Here is a 17,264-nt window from a genome sequence, read left to right as displayed (position 1 = left end):
AACATTTATCCGATCTGGCGGTGGATGCGCTCGATCGCCTCTATGGTGCCGACGGCGCCTGTCAGCAGCCCCGTCCCCACAATCATCAGCGCCACCGCCAGCAGCACGATCACCCCCAGCCACTGTGCGGGCGGCAGGCTTTCGAGCCTTTGACGCAGGCTTCGCGATCCGCCGTATCGTCCGTCAGCCAGGCCGTCGCTGCGATCAGGGTGAAGGCCACCTTTTCCGGCGAGGTGCTGACGCTCAAGGCCCGCAGAGTCGCCAGCGTATCGTCGATCCGGTCCTGTTTGTCCGGCGCCGTCAACATGCGCCACGCCGATTCCAGATCCTGCCAGCGGATCAGAAAGTGCGGCGGCGGGCCGTTGGTCGTCGCGCCTGTCGGGGTGAAGTTCGGGGTCATGCTGCGATCCTGCCGCATCCTTCACCGACGGGTCTATCGTCCCTGACGGCCATCGTCCTTGGCGGACGAGGGGGGCGGCGCCTTCGTGGGCCATCAACAGACGCGCGGCCTCGCGGCTGGTCGTCACGCCGAGGCGTTTACGCGCGGCGTCCGTATGCGTCTTGACCGTGCGTTCGCTGATGTCGAGCGCGCGCGCGATCTCCTTGGCCTGCATATGTTGCGAGATCAGGCGCAGAATTTCCCTTTGCCGCGCGGTCAGCGCTTCGACGCCCTGCTTATCCGTCATCATGGTCCCCGGAAAGTTTGGGCTATGATAGCGATAAATCTTCACAGAAACCAAGCTTTTACAGCCTCGGCCGGCGAACAAAATTAACCTTTCATTCACCGGGCGCCGGGTAAATTTTGCCGACCAGTAGCGCGCATGTTTCGGAGTCCGTCGTGGCCAATGCTTCCGCCGTCGCCCCGGCGTTTAAAGTCTCTGAAATTCAGGGCTGGCTGAAGCGCGGCGAAGTCGTGATGGCGACTGGCGTCATCGGCATTATCGTCATCCTGATCATGCCGATGCCGAGCCTGGTGCTCGACATACTGCTGTCCTTGTCGATCACCTCGTCGATCCTGATCCTGATGACCGGTCTGTTCATCAAGAAGCCGCTGGAATTCTCATCCTTTCCGACTGTGCTGCTGGTCACCACCCTGTTCCGGCTGGCGCTCAACATCACCTCGATGCGCATCATCCTGACTCACGGTCAGGACGGCGAACACGCCGCCGGGTCGGTGATCAACGCCTTCGGCCAATTGATGACCCAGGGCAATTTCATCATCGGCGGCATTCTGTTTTCGATCCTGGTGCTGGTGAACTTCGTCGTCATCACCAAGGGTTCGGGCCGCATCGCCGAAGTGTCGGCGCGCTTTACGCTCGATTCCATGCCGGGCAAGCAGATGGCGATCGACGCCGACCTGTCGTCGGGCCTGATCGACGGCGAGGAGGCGCGGGTGCGGCGCAAAGAGGTCGAGCTGGAATCGGGCTTCTTCGGCGCCATGGACGGCGCCTCGAAATTCGTGCGCGGCGACGCGGTGGCGGGCATCGTCATCACCCTGGTCAATATTGTCGGCGGCATGCTGATCGGCATCCTGCAACACGGCATGGACCCTGCTCAGGCGGCGCACACCTATATTCTGCTGACCATAGGCGACGGTCTGGTCACCCAGATTCCGGCGCTGATCATCTCGATCGCCGCCGGTTTTCTGGTGTCGAAGGCGGGCGTGGACGGATCGGCGGACAAGGCGCTGGTCACGCAACTGGCGACCAATCCGGTGGCGCTGGGCGTGGTGTCGGCGGCGTCGGGCGTGATCGGCCTGATCCCCGGCATGCCAGTGCTGTTCTTCGGCGCCATTGCTTTGGGGACCGGGGCGCTGGCCTGGCGGTTGGGGCGCAAACCTGTGCCGCCCACGGACGCCGAGATCGCGGCTATGGCCGCCGCCAATGCGCCGCCGGAGGAGGAGCCGATCTCGACCGCCCTGGCCATTGACGATGTGAAGATCGAGCTGGGGCTGGGCCTTCTTGGCCTGATCAACGATCTGGACGGGCGCAAGCTGACCGACCAGATCAAGGCGCTGCGCCGCACCCTGGCGCAGGAATACGGCTTCGTCATGCCGTCGGTGCGCATCCTCGACAATATGCGGCTGAACAATCAGGGTTATTGCGTACGCATCAAGGAGATGGAGGCGGGCGCAGGCGAGGTGCGCATCGGCTCATTAATGGCCATGGACCCGTCGGGACGCCAGATCGAGTTGCCGGGCGAGCATACGCGCGAACCGGCCTTTGGCCTGCCCGCGACCTGGATCGACAACGCGCTGCGCGAGGAGGCGACCTTCCTCGGCTACACCATCGTCGATCCGGCGACCGTGATCACCACGCACCTGACCGAAATCCTCAAGGACAATATGGCCGACCTCTTGTCCTATGGCGAACTGACCAAGCTGCTGCGCGACCTGCCCGCCGATGAGAAAAAGCTGGCTGACGACCTGATCCCGACGACCGTATCGGTCGCGACCGTGCAGCGGGTCTTGCAGGCCCTGCTCAAGGAACGCGTGTCGATCCGCGACCTGTCGGCGATTCTGGAGGCCTTGGGCGAGGCGGCGGCGCACACCAAGTCGGTGACCCAGATGGTCGAGCATGTGCGCTCGCGGCTGGCGCGGCAACTGTGCTGGCAGAACCGGTCCGAGGACGGAACCCTGCCCATCGTCACCCTGTCGCACGATTGGGAGAATGCTTTTGCGTCATCTTTGATCGGACAGGGCGAAGACCGGCAATTGACCATGGCGCCCAGCCAGTTGCAGGAATTCATCCGCAGTGTGCGCGACACCTTCGAGCGCGTCTCGATGTCGGGCGAGGTGGCGGTGCTGCTGACCTCGCCGCTGATCCGCCCGTTCGTGCGCTCGATCGTCGAACGCTTCCGCGCCGCCACCGTGGTGATGAGCCAGAACGAAATCCACCCGAAGGTCAAGCTGAAGACGGTCGGGCAGGTTTAGCCTGGTCAGGGACGTCCGATCAGCGCGCGCGCGAATCTACGCACCTGACTGAGTTCCTCAGCCGTAGCTGCGCCGATCTTGTCGACATTGCGGGCGGTCCAGTCGAGGCTCTTGATCTGATCCGACAGCACGACGCCGTCGCGGTGCGCCGCCAGCGCGACCTCCCACGGATTGCCTTTAATTTTCGTGGTCATCGGACAGCACACCATCAGCGAGGTGCGGCTGTTGTAGGCGGCGGGGCTGAGGACGATGGCCGGGCGGCGCCCCATCTGTTCATGGCCAGCCTGCGGATCAAAATCGAGCCAGACGATGTCGCCCTGATCGGGGATGTAGGTATGCTTTGGGCTCATTCGCCCGATTCCACGCCGCGCGCCGGACCTGTGCTGACGAAATCATGCAGATTGCCGGGGGTCAGTTGCGCGATCATGGCGTTAAGATCGGCTTCGTCGTCCGCTTCGGCGGGGCGGATATGAATCACGCCGTCCACCAGTTCGACCTCGACCTTCTGGTCGATATGCAGGTTGGCGCGCCGCATGATGTCGGCGGGGATACGCACGGAGGGGCTGTTGCCCCATTTCTTCAGCGTGGTCAGCATGACGGCCTCATGTTTAAACATTGTCGATACCTTATCATGAGCGGATGTGTGTCGCAACATTGTATCGACAATCGCCGCTCTTGACATTTGGAGCGCATGGCCGTTTTAGCTTGTCATGTAGCGGGCAATTTCGCCTGTCAGGGGTTTGTTGATGAAGCGTGTGATGCGGCAGGTGTTCGGTTCGACCAGACCGAAGGACATTTGGCTGGATCTGTGGACCTTCGACCGCCTCAACGCGCAGGCGCTGGTGCATATCGTCTATTGGGCGGGTTTGAGCCTGCTGATCATCGCCGCCTTTGGCGTGGCGGGCGTGGCGGTCGGCAATGCGCTGGCCGACGGGTCTGTGTGGGGGTTTGTGCTGGCCCTGCCGATGGTGGTGATCGGCTGGCTGGGGGTGATTATCGGCATCATCCTGTGGCGCGTCTTATGCGAATTCATCCTGTCGGTCATGGGCATAGCCGAAGACCTGCGCGTGCTGCGTCAGTATCAGGAAAAGCTGGCGCCGATGGAGCCGCAGGCCCCGGCGTCGCCGCCGACATCGGTTGAGCCCTCTCTGGCTGACGCCTTTACGCCGGAGCCAGCGCCCGCCGCCGCGCCAGAGGACGGCAATATCCTTGAAGACCCGTTCTTCCGCCCGCGGTTCGAGAAGCCGGAAGCTTAAAGATTAGCCGCAAAGGCGCGCGCCAGCGGCTTGGGCCTGCCCTGCGCATCGAACAGCACCGGTTCGTCGGGCAGTTTCAGGCCCTTTTCGCGATTGATCCATGAATCGGAGTCGCGCAGCGCCCAGATGGTGACGCCGTACTGCTGTTCGGGGCGCAATTCGGCATAGGTTTTCAGCAGGGTCTCGACGAGACGTATCTGATCAAGGCGCGGTTGCGCCAGACCTTGCGCGCCCTTTTCCTGCAAGGAAATATCCAGCTCCGACACATGCAGCATCAGGCCCAGAGAGGCCAGATCGCGCAGGGCGTCGCGCAGCATGGCGGGCGGCAGATCGGCCTGAATATGCGTCTGCGTGCCGATCCCGTGCAGCGGCGCGCCGGATTTCAGCACGCGCTCAACCATCTTCAGAAACGTCCGGCGCTTGGCCGGGGTCAGTTCGAGATTGTAGTCGTTGATAAACAGTTTCGCCGCCGGATCGGCCTGATGCGCGGCGGTCAGGGCCAGGGGGATATAGTCGTCGCCCAGCACCGTGCGCCACAGGCAGGGACGTAAGGCGTGGCCGTCGTTCCACACCGGTTCGTTGACCACGTCCCAGCCAGTAATGCGGCCCTTATAACGTCCGACAACGGCCTGAATATAGTCGGCATAGGCGGCCAGAAAGGCGTCGGGCTTATCGGCCAGCTTCGCAAAACTGGGCCCGCCCTGCTGATCGTACCAGATCAGATTGTGGCCGTGCAGCGCCATGCCGTGCGCCTGCGCGAATCCGACCAGGGCGTCGGCGCGGTCAAAGCGCAAAGACCCGTCCGGCAGCAGCACATATTCCATCTTCATCTCCCATTCCGGGGTGAGGCGGGAATATTGCGCGGCGGCCAGATGGCTCCAGTCGGGCTTGTTGATTTCCGAGACGGTGGCGGCGACGCCGAGCGGATACGGCGCCAGAGATTTTAACGGCGCCAGTGCGGGCAGGCCTTCAGCTTCACAGCCGCCGACCAGGGCCAGCGCGGACAGGGCGGCGCTTGCGGCCAGCCAGTTGCGCCGCGTCAGCATGAGATGTGTTAAGCCTGACGCGCCAGACGCAGCGCGACCTCGTCCATCGCCGCGTTCTCGACCTTCTTTTCGGCGGCGATGCGGCGCAATTGGCTGAGTTCGGCGACGTGTTCGAACTTCTTGAGGTCTTCAAAGGCGTAGGACAACTGGTCGCGCACGCCTTCCTCCTCCTGAACCACCAGCTCCAGTTCGCCCTGATGGCCTTCGCGGCGGAGCTTGTGACCGGCCTTGTAGGCGGTCAGATTGTGGGCCAGCATCGGATCGTTGGCGGCGTTGACGCATTCCAGCTCGTACTGTGCGTCGAGCGTGGCGATCTTCATCTCGACATGGGTTCGGCGGGTGACGACCTCGGCCAGACGCTTTTGCAGGGTCTCCACCTCATAGGTCGAAAGGCGGATCAGCGACTTGGCCCACTTGGTCATGGCGTTTCACTCCGGAAAAACTCTTAAATTTGGCTTGTCAGGCCTTAGCCAGAATCTCCGCCAAAAGGGTAAAGGAGTCGTCAAGACTTGTGTATTCCTCCTTACCCTGACGCAGGAATTGTTCGATCTCAGGATTGATGACAATGGCGCGGTCAACGTCAGGATCGGAGCCCTGGCGATAGGCGCCGATGCGGATCAGCTCCTCCATATTGGCATAGGCCGACATGACCTTGCGCGCCTGACGCACGACCTCGCGCTCTGGCGGAGTCTGGCATTCCGGCATGGTGCGGCTGATGGATTTCAGCACGTCGATCGCTGGGAAGCGGCCGCGTTCGGCGATATTGCGGCTCATGACGATGTGGCCGTCCAGAATCCCGCGCACCGCGTCGGCGATCGGCTCATTATGATCGTCGCCATCGACCAGCACGGTGAACAGGCCGGTGATCGGGCCGCCGCGCGTGCCGTCCTCATGGATCGGACCGGGACCGGCGCGCTCCAGAAGCTTGGGCAGTTCGGCGAAGCAGGTCGGGGTATAGCCCTTGGTGGTCGGCGGCTCGCCCGTGGCCAGACCGATCTCGCGCTGCGCCATCGCAAAGCGCGTCACCGAGTCCATCAGGCACAGCACCTCCATGCCCTGATCGCGTAAATATTCCGACAGAGCCAGGGTCATATAGGCCGCCTGACGCCGCTTCAGCGCCGGTTCGTCCGAGGTCGCCACCACGACGATGGCGCGGCGCAGGCCTTCTGGCCCCAATGTTTCTTCAATAAATTCGCGCACCTCGCGCCCGCGTTCGCCGATCAGCCCGACCACGACCGCGTCGCAGGTCGCCTCGCGCGCCAGCATGGACAGAAGCACCGACTTGCCGACGCCGGAGCCTGCGAAAACGCCAAGGCGCTGGCCGCGGCAGCAGGTGGTGAACACGTCCATGGCGCGCACGCCGAGATTCAGGCGCTCGCCGACGCGCTGACGTGCATGCGCTGAAGGCGGCGCGGTCTTGAGCAGATACCCCTCCTTGCCCTGCGGCAGGGGGCCGAGACCATCAATCGGATTGCCGAAAGAATCGACGATGCGGCCCAGCCAGGCGGCGGTCGGATAGACCTTGGCGCCTTCAGAGGAGATGCGGATTTCCGCGCCGGGACTGACGCCCTCAACGGGGCCGAACGGCATCATCAAGGCGCGGTCCTCTCGGAAACCGACCACCTCGACCGGCAGCGGGTCTTCGTGACGGCGCACGATCTCGCACCGCGCCCCGACTTGCATGTGCGACAGCCCGCCGCGCGCCTCGATCAGCAGGCCGCTGACCGCCGCCACGCGCCCGAAGACGCGCAAAGAGTCTATGTTTTTTACGAGATCGACGAGGTCTTGCATCAGACGCTCAGTATTGCTGACTCGCGGTTAAGAAAGGTTAACGCTGAGGTCACAACCGCTTCTCAAACCAGTGATCGGCGTAAGGGTTATCATTATAGCGCGCGATCTCGACATAGCCGAGTTTGCGATACAGCGCCTGCGCTTCGTTCAGGGTGCGGTTGGTGTCGAGGCGCACATGGCTCAGCCCCATATTGCGCGCCTGAGTTTCCAGTGCGGTCATGAGGCGTCGGCTCAGGCCCAGACCGCGCGCGTCGGGCGCGACCCACAGGCGTTTGATTTCACCGACAGCCGGATCAAGCTTTTTCAGCCCGCCGCAACCGACCGCGTCTTCGCCGCGCCGGGCCAGCAGAAAGACGCCGTGCGGCGCGGCGAAGGCGGCGTCGTCAGCGGGCGTGGGCGCGCCCGGATCGAACCCGGCGTCAAAGCGCTGCGCCAGTTCGGCGATATAGGCGCGCGCACAGGCGCGCGCTGCGGGCGTGTCGGGCGGGGCGGGAGTGAGGGTTATGTGCATCACGCCATCATGTAAGCGCTGCGCGAACGCTTGCAATATGTACAGTCGCGGGACTCAGTCGCGGGCCCAGTCGCGTGATCGTGATGAGGTGCGGCCATCCGTCCGGTTCAGGCGCCCGCATAGCTGTGTTATGTTATCCTCCCAATTGCGCTAAGGAGGCAGCCTATGTTCTTCATGAAGAAAGAATCCGCCCAGCAGGGTCTCGACATCAATATCGGGCGGGTGCTTGAAATGTTTCAGACGGGCGTTCTCGACCCGGCGCAGACCAGCGAAGCTTTGATGAAGTTTTTCACCGGCGAGGCGCAGAAGGATCTGCCTGGACTGAACAGCGCGATCGCCGCCGCGCTGGAGGCGCTGGACAAGGGGCAGGTGACGCCCAGTCGGGCGCGCGCCGCCCTGGTTGACGCCGCCGGGGCGTCGGAACGGCATGAGGCCAATTACGCCGACATCCTGCATCAGTTGCTGGAGCCTGCGCCCGCCAAATAACGGTGCGTCTTTCAGACAATAAAAGGTCTCCACGCGATGCGGGAGGCCTTTTATTTTGTGGCTGGGCGCGCCGCGCCGCGTCCTTTGTGTGTGATTCAAATGACTCACCGCCAAAAAATGGCCGAAAAAGCGTGGGAACATTCCTGTGAATAAAGAGAATCGTTGACTCAAGGGTCTTGCCGCCGATTCGCAAATCACCTTACCCCGATAGAACAGGCATTAAGCTTAACCATCTTTAAGTAATTTCCTGTTTAGCATGAAGGTTAACGGGCGAGAGCGTGTTGCCTTCGCCGCCGTGTTACCTCAAGCCGGGAGGGGCTTATATGCGCGTACTGCTGATTGAAGACGACAGCGCGACCGCTCAAAGCATCGAACTGATGCTGAAATCGGAAGGCTTTAACGTCTATACGACCGATCTGGGCGAAGAAGGCGTCGATCTGGGCAAGATCTACGACTACGACCTGATCCTGCTGGACCTGTCCCTGCCGGATATGTCGGGCCTTGAAGTGCTGCGCCAGTTGCGCGTCGGCAAGGTCAACACCCCGGTCATGATTCTGTCGGGCACGTCGGAAATCGACACCAAGGTCAAGACGCTGGGCGGCGGCGCCGACGACTATATGACCAAGCCCTTCCACAAGGACGAGCTGATCGCGCGCATTCACGCCGTGGTCCGCCGCTCTAAGGGCCATGCGCAATCGGTGATTCGCACCGGCGACATCGTCGTCAATCTCGACGCCAAGACGGTCGAAGTCGCGGGCAACCGCGTCCACCTGACCGGCAAGGAATACGAGATGCTGGAGCTGCTGTCCCTGCGCAAGGGCACGACCCTGACCAAGGAAATGTTCCTGAACCACCTCTATGGCGGCATGGACGAGCCGGAACTGAAGATCATCGACGTCTTCATCTGCAAGCTGCGCAAGAAGCTGGCGGTGGCGGCGGGCGGCAACCACTATATCGAAACCGTTTGGGGCCGCGGCTATGTGCTGCGCGACCCGCACGATCAGGGTTCGATCGTCGCGGCGTAAGCGTCGGATCGAATTTTCCCGAAATTCAGAATAAAGCCCGTCGCCCTCCCGCGGCGGGCTTTGTCATGCGTAGGCGATGGGCGCGGCAAGCGGCGCTGATCGCGGAAATTTTATGGCGGGCGCGTGGCGCTTCGCCTTTATATTTCCATAGTTTTGCGATAACTCTCGCCTTGAATTTCAAGACTTTGCCCATCAGGATGACCGATGACCAACGATGACGCCGTGGTGAATCTGTTTGCGCTTGCCCATCCCGGTCGCCTGAACGTGTTTCGCACCATCGCCGCAGCGGGCGTCGACGGTCTGGCGGCGGGCAGGATCGCCAGAAGCGTCGGCATTCCGGCCAATACCGCCTCGACCCATCTGAGCATTCTGGCGGGCGCAGGGCTTCTGACCGCCTATCGCGACGGGCGTTCGATCATCTATCGCGCCAATTTCGATCACTATGCCGATCTGATGCGTTTCCTGCTGGTGGACTGCACCGAGGGGCATCCAGAAACCGCCGGACTGCGCGACGCCTTGCTGGCTTCGGCCTGAGCCATGAGCGGCCCCGAATCGTGAGCGACTACGTTATCTATCACAACCCGAACTGCTCGACCTCGCGCAAGGCGCTGGAGGCCCTGCGCGCGGCTGGACATGAACCGCAGGTGGTCAACTATCTGAAAACCGGCTGGACCGAAGCGCAATTGCAGACCCTGTTCGCCGCCATGGGCAAGACGCCGCGCGATCTTTTGCGGGTGCGCGGGACGCCGGCTGAGGCGCTGGGTCTGACCCAGCCGGGCGTCAGCGATGCAGCGATTTTAGAAGCGATGACGCAGCATCCGGCGCTGGTGGAGCGCCCGATCGTCGTGACGCCGAAGGGAACGATTCTGGCGCGTCCGCTGGATAATCTGAACGCTGTTATTTAGAGCGTAAGTTTAGTTTCAAGACTTATCAGTTGATGTGACGGCCATCGTCCTCACGCATTTTTTATAATCTGTGACATGGTTCCGTGGACGTGTTTATAAATCCGGCCCAATTTTGAACATCTGCGCCTTTAATGTGACAGGTCTGTCGTTTCTTCTGCTGGGACGGCTGACAACATTGAAGGGATAGATTTATGACATTCAAAGCCGCTTACAAGGTCACCGCTGTACTGGCCGCGCTTGCGACTTTTGGCGCGCTGAACGCCCAGGCGCAAACGACGCCGCAAACGACGCCGCAAACCACGGATTCAACGCCGCCCGCTACGACGGCGCAGCCTGACGCCTCCACGGGCCAGCCGGACGCCGCAGCGGCGGCGCAGACCTCGCCCGCAGCGGACGCGTCGAACCCGGCCAAGGATTTTATCCGTCAGACCTTCCTCGCCAACGAATTCGGCATCGCCGCCGCGCAGGTGGCGATCGCCAAGGCGCAGTCGCCGGAAACCAAGGCCGCCGCGCAGACCGTGCTCAATGACGGCATGAAGGTGCGTCAGGACATGATCACCGCCATTCAGGGCTCGACCTCGGATATGCATTTCGATCAGACCTGGAACGCCGACTACAAGGCCAAGCTGGCCGATCTGCAGACCGCCGCGGATGCGGATTTCGACCAGAAGTACGCCGCCATCGCCGGTCAGGTGCTGACCAGCGCCGCCTCGACGGCCAGCGCCTACGCCGCCAGCGGCGACGATGCGGCGGTCAAGACCTTTGCGACCACCGCCCAGCCGATCTTTCAATCAGATGCGGGCAAGCTGGCCGCGACCGCTTCGAGCTGATGGGCCGGAAGCGATGATATCAGGGCCCCGGCGGACGCCGGGGCCTTTTCGTTTATCGGTTGAGCATCGCCATGCCGCCTTCGGTGTAGCGCGCGCCCGCGAAGCCGGTCGCGGCGATGACGTCTTCAATGGCCGCCAGATCGGCGCTTGTCAGATCTATGTCGGCGCTGGCGATGTTTTCCTTGAGGCGATCCAGACGCCGCGTTCCTGGAATCGGGACAATCCACGGCTTTTGCGCCAGCAGCCAGGCCAGAGCCAGTTGCGCGGGCGTCACGCCCTTGGCGGCGGCCAGATCCGCCAGCGCATCGACGGCGCGGGCATTGGTTTTCGCCGCTTCGCCGACAAAGCGCGGGCTGGTGTTGCGGTAATCGGACGGATCGAGCGTGGCGTCCTTGAGCGCGCCGGTCAGGAAGCCGCGTCCCAGCGGCGAATAGGGCACGAAGCCGATGCCCAGCTCCTCCAGCGTCGGCAGGATCTGGGTTTCGGGATCGCGCGTCCATAAGGAATATTCGCTCTGCACCGCCGTCACCGGTTGCACGGCGTGGGCGCGGCGGATGGTGGCGGAAGAGGCTTCGGACAGGCCGAAATGTTTCACCTTGCCCGCCTTGATGAGGTCGGCGACAGTTCCTGCCACGTCCTCGATCGGCACATTGGGATCGACGCGGTGCTGATAAAGCAGGTCGATGACATCGACGCCGAGCCGCTTCAAGGAGGCGTCGGCGACCTCGCGGATATGTTCGGGACGGGAATTAACATTGGTCAGGCTGCCGGGCTTCTGATCCGTGACAAAGCCGAACTTGGTGGCGATGACCACCTTGTCGCGCACCGGACGCAGGGCTTCGCCGACCAGTTCCTCATTGGTGAACGGACCATAGATTTCGGCGGTGTCGAAAAAGGTGACGCCGAGATCGACCGCCTCGCGCAGCAGGTTCAGGCAGGCGTCGCGGTCGGACGGGCCATAGGCCCAGCTCATGCCCATGCAGCCAAGGCCGAGCGCCGAGACTTCGAGAGTCTGACCGAGTTTACGTGTTTTCATGGAAAAGGCTCCTCTCACCGGATCATGCCGAGATGGTGAGCCGGAGCCTTGTTGAAAAGGTATGCAAGGCGGTTTTTACCGTTGCAATCGCAACGGATCAGGCGCGTCGGATCAGGCGCGTCTGGCTGCTTTCGCCTGCGATTTCGCGGCGTCGATATGGCGGCCCATCGTCTTGACGAAGGGCAGGCGGCGCAGGAACAGCCGGAAGGCGATGGCGGCGACCACAAAGCCCGCCCAGACCTCCGGTTTGTTATATTCCGGGTGCAGGTCATAGACGAAGATCTTGAACCCGATGCTGAGCGCCAGATAGGGGATCAGTATGGCGGTCCAGCGCACGCATTCGTCGGCGAGAAAGCCGCCCGCGCCGCCGGGATGATATTTCCAGGCCGAGGCGCTCACGAGCCAGCGGATCAGCACGATCAGCGCAATAATGAGCAGGGAGGCGATGGTGGAAATGGCCACCATCGTCAGCGGATGGGCGTGTTGCCAGGCCAGCGAGGCGGCCTGTTGTTGCGCGGGAGTCATGCGAGAACCTCGTCGGTTGTTTTGACTGAATGTCCGCCGCGCGCCCGACCGGATGTGGATTTATGGCCATCGTCTCGAAGATTGACATATCCGTTCCCTTCCGCATAGCTGAGCCCATTTACCCGTTTACGAAAAGGAGGCGCGTCATGAGCGACGAGATTCAGGAAAAATTCGTCAGCATGGCCTCAGCGCATATTGATCTGGCCAATGACCACAACAAGAATACGCCGACCGATCTGGTCGCGCACGCCATCAACCATGCGGCGGCGCGTTACGCCGCTTTTTCGGTATCGCTGGCGCGCGCGGATCGCTTTGTGCTGGATCGTGAAGAGATTGTGGACAGCCTCGTCGAGCATTACCGCGAAATCCTCAACCAGCATTATGACGAGTTCGTCAGGCTTGCCGAGGCGAAAACGACGGCGCAAGACGCCTAATCCGCCGGGCAGGCGCCGTCGCCCTGCGCCTCGGTCAGGCGCACGTCTGAAATCGCGATGTCCAGCGTTCCGGCGGTGTCCAGCCGCAGGACAGTCGGGGTTTTGGATAAGTCCTGGCTCTTGAAGCAGGATAGCGGCGCGGCGATCTGCACATAGCCGGTCCCGGCGGCCTTCAGCCTGGCGGTTATCGACAGGCTCGCCGAACCGACGCCCAATGTGACGCCGGATGACGGCGCGGCATTGACGCGCAAGGTGACGGCCAGCATCATGGCGCCATTGGCTTCGCGCGCAATGTCCGAGGGTTGATCCGCGCCAATCTCCAGCCAGGCGTCCGACTTGCCGTTCCATACGGCGTGCAGCGCGCCGTCCGCCTGTGGTTCGACCATCAGGCTGGCATGGCCGTAAAGCGTGGTGCGCGTGCCGACATAGTCCATGTGCGGCGCATTGGCGTCACCGATCGACACCTTGTAACCGTTCCAGACATCTCCTTTGGTGTAATAGACATTCTTCTCGCCATACTTGGTCGTGTCCGCGACTTCGGGCAGTTGCGGCGTCTCGGCGGGTTGCGCGTAGGACAGGCCGTAACCATAGGCGAACTGCGGGTCGTAGGTCGCGTCGCCGACATTGAGCGGCGTCTGGTTCGGGCGCTTCGGCCAGGAGAAGGCGAGCCTGCCCGTGAAGTCCTTGTGGCCCAGCAGCACATCGGCCACGCCCTCGCCTTCGGAGCCGGGCAGCCAGGCGGCGACAAAGGCGTCGGCGGCGTTGATCTGCGGATTGACATAGAGGGGGCGGCCGGACAGCAGCACGGCCACCACAGGCACGCCTTCGCTTTTAAGCTTTTTCAACAGGGCCAGACTTTCGGCATTGTCGTGGTGCAGAGCGACGTCGGGCTGATCGCCCATGAATTCGGCGTAAGGGGTTTCGCCGAAAATGATGATGGCGGCGTCGGGTTTCGTGGGCGTGACGCCGTCGGGGCTGTAGAGCGCCTGACCGCCCGCCGCGTCGATCTGAGCTTTCAGGCCCTGATAGATGGAGGTCGCGCCGGGTAAGTCGGCGGCGGTATTGTCCGTGCCTTGCCAGCTTGAGGTCCAGCCGCCCGACTGCATGGCGATATTGTCGGCGCCGTCGCCTGCGATCAGGATGCGCGCCGAGGGCTTTAGCGGCAGGATGCCGTCATTCTTGAGCAGGACCAGCGATTCCGCCACGGCCTGACGCGCGATGGCGCGATGCTCCGGCGTGCCGATAGCGCCGCCCGCGCCGGGGCGGCTGGCGGGCGACGGCTCGTCGAACAGGTGGGCGCGGAACTTGACGCGTAAGACTCGGCGCACGGCGTCATCGAGGCGGCTCTGCGGGATGGTTCCGGCCTTCACCTCCTTGATCATATTGCCGTACAGCGCCTTCCAGTCCGTCGGGGCGTTGAACACGTCGAGGCCCGCATTGAACGCAATCGGGCAATCGCCATTGCTGCACCCCGGAATCTGGCCATGCGCGTTCCAGTCGCCCATAATCATGCCGTCAAAGCCCATCCGGCCCTTCAGCACGTCGGTCAGCAGCGCCTTGTTGGCGTGCATCTTGACGCCATGCCAGGAATTGTATGAGGCCATGACCGACTGCACGCCCGCGTCGATGGCGGCGGCGTAGCCCTGCGCATGCAGCCTGATCAGGTCGTCCTCGGAGGCGAGGCTGTCGCCCTGATCGCGCCCGCCGTCCGTCGAGCCGTCGCCGAGGAAATGCTTGGCGGTGGCGATGACGTGGTTCTGGTCGAGGAAGGTCGGGCCTTCGCCTTCGAGCCCCTTCACCATCGCGGCGGCGTACGCTTTGACGATCTTCGGGTCTTCGGAATAGCTTTCATAGGTGCGGCCCCAGCGGTCGTCGCGGGCGACGGCGATGGTCGGGGCGAAGGCCCAGTCGAGGCCGGTGGCGCGCACCTCTTCCGCCGTCGCGGCGCCGATCTTTTCCATCAGGGCCGGATCGTGCATGGCGCCAAGGCCGATATTGTGCGGAAACAGGGTGGCGCCAAAGACATTGTTGTCGCCATGCACCGCGTCGGTCGCCCATAGAAGCGGCACACCCTGACGGTTGCCTTTGAGCGCGGCCTGATAATAGGCGTCGGACAGCTTTACCCAGTCGGCGACCGTGGCGTGCTTGTTCTGCTGCGGCCATGAGCCGCCGCCGTTTTCAATCGTGCCGATATGGTAGTGCGCGACCTCATCCGGGGTGATGGAGCGGATTTCCGGCTGAATCACCTGACCGACCTTTTCCTCAAGGCTCATCTGTTTGAGCAGGGCGGTGATCTTCGCCTCCGTCGCCGTGTCCAGTCCGACCGGCGAATGGCTGGCGGGCCATTTTTCGGGATGGACTTGCGGCGCAGCGGCGATTGCGGGCGCGGCAAGCAGGCCGATCACGGCGGCGGACAACGCCAGGGGCGTCTTGAGAGCGCGCGTCATAACGATTTCCTCACTGTAAATTTTGTTTTGCGCATCAGGGATCATGACAGCGCTGTCGTCAAGGCCTTTTGTAATCGGTTACAAATGCCGCTTCGGGCGCTTGACTTCCGCGGGCCAAGCCGCCTAAGTCGGTCTAATAACGAGAACAACAGGTTGAGACATCTCATGCAAACCATTCGCAGCCTTGGCGAAGCCGAAGCGCGCCTCGCCATCGACGCCTGCCTCGCCGACCTGAAACGCCGCAACAAGGCCGCCACGGTCGCGGTCGCCGATTGTCACGGCGAACTGATCGCCCTGTGGCGCATGGACGGCGCCAACCTGCCCTCCATCGTCATTGCGGGCAATAAGGCCTACACCGCCGCGGGTGTGCGCGGCGATTCCGGCGATATGGGCCGCGATGTTAAATCGACGGGCGATGACGCCCATTATCACGGCGATGCGCGCTATGTCGGCTGGGACGGCGGCGCGGTCGTTATTCATAAGGGCGACGTGCTCGGCGCCGTGGCCGTCAGCGGCCTTGCCGGCGAGGAGGACATCGCTATCGCCCGCGTCGGCGTTGACGCAATCCTGCAAGCTTTAGGGTGATTGATATGGCTTTTCCTGTTCCCTACACCGCCGCGCCGACGCGCTACGACTCTATGCCCTATCGCCGTTGCGGGCGATCAGGCCTGAAATTGCCCGCTATCAGCTTAGGCCTATGGCAGAATTTCGGTGGCGAGGACGTGTTCGAGACGGGCCGCGCCATTTTGCGTCATGCGTTTGATGCGGGCGTCACCCATTTCGATCTCGCCAACAATTACGGCCCTCCCTATGGTTCCGCCGAGGAGAATTTCGGCAAGGTGATGGCGATGGATTTCCGCAGCCACCGCGACGAACTGGTGATCTCGACCAAGGCGGGCTGGGACATGTGGCCGGGACCGTATGGCGATGTCGGCGGCTCGCGCAAATATCTGATCGCCAGTTGCGATCAGAGCCTGAAGCGCATGGGCCTCGACTATGTCGACATCTTCTATTCGCACCGCGTCGATCCCGAAACGCCGCTGGAAGAGACGATGGGCGCGCTGGCGACCCTGCACCGTCAGGGCAAGGCGCTCTATGTCGGCATCTCCTCCTATTCGCCGGAATTGACGCAAAAGGCCGCCGCGATCCTCAAATCCGAAGGCGTGCCTTTGCTGATCCATCAGCCGTCCTATTCGATGCTCAACCGCTGGATCGAAGAAGGGCTGCTCGATACCTTGCAGGATCTGGGCGTCGGCTGCATCGCCTTCTCGCCGCTGGCGCAGGGGCTCCTGAGCCGCAAATATCTCAACGGCGTCCCTGACGACGCGCGCGCGGCCAAGGGTGGCTCATTCCGCACCGGCATGCTGACCGAGGACAATATCCGCCGTATCCGCGAACTCAACGCTATCGCCGAAGGGCGGGGTCAGACCCTGGCCCAGATGGCCATCGCTTGGGTGCTGCGCGATCCGCGCGTGACCTCAGCCCTGATCGGCGCGCGCACGGTGGCGCAGTTGCAGGACTCGCTGAAAAGTCTCGACAATCTCGCCTTCTCGGCGGAGGAATTGCGCCAGATCGACGCCTTCGCCACTGAGGGCGGGATCGACTTATGGAAGGTGTCCTCGACCCTATGAACCCCGTCTTCGCCCATTTGCCGACCAGCATTTTCGAGACCATGTCGCTGGCGGCGAAGGCGAACAGGGCGATCAATCTGGGCCAAGGCTTCCCGGCAACGGACGGTTTCCCGCAGGTGCGCGAAGCCGCTGCGCGAGCGCTGATGGAGCAATCCAACCAGTATGCGCCGATGCGTGGTCTGCCGGTGCTGCGTCAGGCGGTCAGCGACTTTTATGCGCGCACGCAAGGCATTGCGCTCGATCCCGATCGCGAGGTGGTCGTCACCTCCGGCGCGACCGAGGCAATCTGCGCGTCGCTTCTGGCCCTGATCACGCCGGGCGACGAGGTGGTGGTGTTCGAGCCGATGTACGACGCCTATGTGCCGCTGATCGAACGCGCGGGCGGGGTGGCGCGCATCGTGCAACTGTC

21 protein-coding genes are annotated in these 17,264 nt (G+C 62.6%); 11 read left to right on the top strand and 10 right to left on the bottom strand.

What is annotated here, in order from left to right; all coding sequences use genetic code 11:
* Positions 1 to 5: 5 nt before the first annotated feature.
* The gene (locus ACTHLA_RS08520; protein ID WP_440187340.1) at positions 6 to 689 is read right to left on the bottom strand and encodes a response regulator transcription factor; all 684 of its coding nucleotides are present in this window, start codon (positions 687 to 689) and stop codon (positions 6 to 8) included.
* Positions 690 to 838: 149 nt separating this feature from the next.
* Between ACTHLA_RS08520 and flhA the strand changes: the two genes are divergently transcribed.
* The gene (gene flhA, locus ACTHLA_RS08515; RefSeq protein WP_440187337.1) at positions 839 to 2,932 is read left to right on the top strand and encodes a flagellar biosynthesis protein FlhA; all 2,094 of its coding nucleotides are present in this window, start codon (positions 839 to 841) and stop codon (positions 2,930 to 2,932) included.
* A gap of 5 nt (positions 2,933 to 2,937) precedes the next feature.
* Here flhA and mazF read toward each other — a convergent pair whose 3' ends face one another.
* Positions 2,938 to 3,282 carry an endoribonuclease MazF gene (gene mazF, locus ACTHLA_RS08510; protein ID WP_440187334.1) on the bottom strand — a complete coding sequence of 115 codons (345 nt, stop codon included), beginning with the start codon at positions 3,280 to 3,282 and terminating at the stop codon, positions 2,938 to 2,940.
* The gene (locus tag ACTHLA_RS08505) at positions 3,279 to 3,548 is read right to left on the bottom strand and encodes an AbrB/MazE/SpoVT family DNA-binding domain-containing protein (RefSeq protein ID WP_440187331.1); all 270 of its coding nucleotides are present in this window, start codon (positions 3,546 to 3,548) and stop codon (positions 3,279 to 3,281) included. Before ACTHLA_RS08505 ends, mazF begins: the two co-directional genes overlap by 4 nt.
* Before the next feature lie 130 nt (positions 3,549 to 3,678).
* Here ACTHLA_RS08505 and ACTHLA_RS08500 point away from each other — a divergent pair, with 130 nt between their 5' ends.
* Positions 3,679 to 4,188, top strand: a complete 510-nt coding sequence (locus ACTHLA_RS08500; protein WP_440187329.1) for a DUF4282 domain-containing protein — start codon at positions 3,679 to 3,681, stop codon at positions 4,186 to 4,188.
* On the opposite strand, the gene ACTHLA_RS08495 is transcribed toward ACTHLA_RS08500, so the two are convergent.
* Genes ACTHLA_RS08495 through ACTHLA_RS08480 form a run of 4 tightly spaced genes read right to left on the bottom strand, consistent with a single transcriptional unit; the run spans position 4,185 to position 7,536 of the window.
* Positions 4,185 to 5,234 (bottom strand): endo-1,4-beta-xylanase, encoded by a 1,050-nt coding sequence (locus tag ACTHLA_RS08495; RefSeq protein ID WP_440187326.1) that lies wholly within the window; start codon positions 5,232 to 5,234, stop codon positions 4,185 to 4,187. The genes ACTHLA_RS08500 and ACTHLA_RS08495 overlap by 4 nt on opposite strands.
* 8 nt (positions 5,235 to 5,242) lie before the next feature.
* Positions 5,243 to 5,656 (bottom strand): flagellar export protein FliJ, encoded by a 414-nt coding sequence (locus ACTHLA_RS08490; protein ID WP_440187323.1) that lies wholly within the window; start codon positions 5,654 to 5,656, stop codon positions 5,243 to 5,245.
* Positions 5,657 to 5,693: 37 nt separating this feature from the next.
* On the bottom strand, positions 5,694 to 7,025 hold the full coding sequence (fliI, locus tag ACTHLA_RS08485) for a flagellar protein export ATPase FliI (protein ID WP_440187320.1): 1,332 nt from the start codon (positions 7,023 to 7,025) through the stop codon (positions 5,694 to 5,696).
* 49 nt (positions 7,026 to 7,074) lie between these two features.
* Positions 7,075 to 7,536 carry a GNAT family N-acetyltransferase gene (locus tag ACTHLA_RS08480; RefSeq protein WP_440187317.1) on the bottom strand — a complete coding sequence of 154 codons (462 nt, stop codon included), beginning with the start codon at positions 7,534 to 7,536 and terminating at the stop codon, positions 7,075 to 7,077.
* A gap of 165 nt (positions 7,537 to 7,701) precedes the next feature.
* Between ACTHLA_RS08480 and ACTHLA_RS08475 the strand changes: the two genes are divergently transcribed.
* The 5 genes from ACTHLA_RS08475 to ACTHLA_RS08455 all read left to right on the top strand — a co-directional run bounded on the left by ACTHLA_RS08475 (position 7,702) and on the right by ACTHLA_RS08455 (position 10,782).
* A complete protein-coding gene (locus ACTHLA_RS08475) occupies positions 7,702 to 8,022 on the top strand; it encodes a hypothetical protein (protein WP_440187314.1) in 321 nt (106 codons plus the stop codon).
* Between the two features lie 323 nt (positions 8,023 to 8,345).
* Positions 8,346 to 9,047, top strand: coding sequence for a response regulator transcription factor CtrA (gene ctrA / locus ACTHLA_RS08470; RefSeq protein WP_440187311.1), 702 nt, complete (start codon positions 8,346 to 8,348; stop codon positions 9,045 to 9,047).
* Between the two features lie 204 nt (positions 9,048 to 9,251).
* The gene (locus ACTHLA_RS08465) at positions 9,252 to 9,581 is read left to right on the top strand and encodes an ArsR/SmtB family transcription factor (RefSeq protein ID WP_440187308.1); all 330 of its coding nucleotides are present in this window, start codon (positions 9,252 to 9,254) and stop codon (positions 9,579 to 9,581) included.
* Between the two features lie 20 nt (positions 9,582 to 9,601).
* A complete protein-coding gene (gene arsC / locus ACTHLA_RS08460; RefSeq protein ID WP_440187305.1) occupies positions 9,602 to 9,952 on the top strand; it encodes an arsenate reductase (glutaredoxin) in 351 nt (116 codons plus the stop codon).
* A 191-nt stretch (positions 9,953 to 10,143) separates the two neighbouring features.
* Positions 10,144 to 10,782: a DUF4142 domain-containing protein gene (locus ACTHLA_RS08455; RefSeq protein ID WP_440187302.1), complete on the top strand. Its 639-nt coding sequence runs from the start codon at positions 10,144 to 10,146 to the stop codon at positions 10,780 to 10,782.
* Positions 10,783 to 10,834: 52 nt separating this feature from the next.
* Here the strand turns inward: ACTHLA_RS08455 and ACTHLA_RS08450 are convergent, their stop codons facing one another.
* Both ACTHLA_RS08450 and ACTHLA_RS08445 read right to left on the bottom strand, forming a co-directional pair.
* The gene (locus tag ACTHLA_RS08450) at positions 10,835 to 11,818 is read right to left on the bottom strand and encodes an aldo/keto reductase (RefSeq protein WP_440187300.1); all 984 of its coding nucleotides are present in this window, start codon (positions 11,816 to 11,818) and stop codon (positions 10,835 to 10,837) included.
* 111 nt (positions 11,819 to 11,929) lie between these two features.
* Positions 11,930 to 12,343 (bottom strand): hypothetical protein, encoded by a 414-nt coding sequence (locus ACTHLA_RS08445; RefSeq protein ID WP_440187297.1) that lies wholly within the window; start codon positions 12,341 to 12,343, stop codon positions 11,930 to 11,932.
* A 146-nt stretch (positions 12,344 to 12,489) separates the two neighbouring features.
* Between ACTHLA_RS08445 and ACTHLA_RS08440 the strand changes: the two genes are divergently transcribed.
* Entirely contained in the window at positions 12,490 to 12,777 is a 288-nt protein-coding gene (locus ACTHLA_RS08440) for a DUF3144 domain-containing protein (RefSeq protein WP_440187294.1), read from the top strand.
* On the opposite strand, the gene ACTHLA_RS08435 is transcribed toward ACTHLA_RS08440, so the two are convergent.
* Positions 12,774 to 15,224, bottom strand: a complete 2,451-nt coding sequence (locus ACTHLA_RS08435; protein WP_440187291.1) for a glycoside hydrolase family 3 N-terminal domain-containing protein — start codon at positions 15,222 to 15,224, stop codon at positions 12,774 to 12,776. The genes ACTHLA_RS08440 and ACTHLA_RS08435 overlap by 4 nt on opposite strands.
* Before the next feature lie 165 nt (positions 15,225 to 15,389).
* Between ACTHLA_RS08435 and ACTHLA_RS08430 the strand changes: the two genes are divergently transcribed.
* From ACTHLA_RS08430 to ACTHLA_RS08420, 3 genes are all read left to right on the top strand, one after another.
* Entirely contained in the window at positions 15,390 to 15,809 is a 420-nt protein-coding gene (locus tag ACTHLA_RS08430; RefSeq protein WP_440187289.1) for a GlcG/HbpS family heme-binding protein, read from the top strand.
* Between the two features lie 5 nt (positions 15,810 to 15,814).
* Positions 15,815 to 16,855, top strand: coding sequence for an L-glyceraldehyde 3-phosphate reductase (mgrA, locus tag ACTHLA_RS08425; RefSeq protein ID WP_440187286.1), 1,041 nt, complete (start codon positions 15,815 to 15,817; stop codon positions 16,853 to 16,855).
* Positions 16,852 to 17,264 (top strand): aminotransferase class I/II-fold pyridoxal phosphate-dependent enzyme (locus tag ACTHLA_RS08420; RefSeq protein WP_440187282.1); only part of this gene is annotated, 413 nt, incomplete at its 3' end. The genes mgrA and ACTHLA_RS08420, both read left to right, overlap by 4 nt.

Origin of the sequence: Asticcacaulis sp., assembly GCF_051956075.1 — a bacterium.
Taxonomy (GTDB): domain Bacteria; phylum Pseudomonadota; class Alphaproteobacteria; order Caulobacterales; family Caulobacteraceae; genus Asticcacaulis.
Note: the sequence above shows the minus strand (reverse complement) of the source record. Positions and strands in the feature narration are given on the sequence as shown.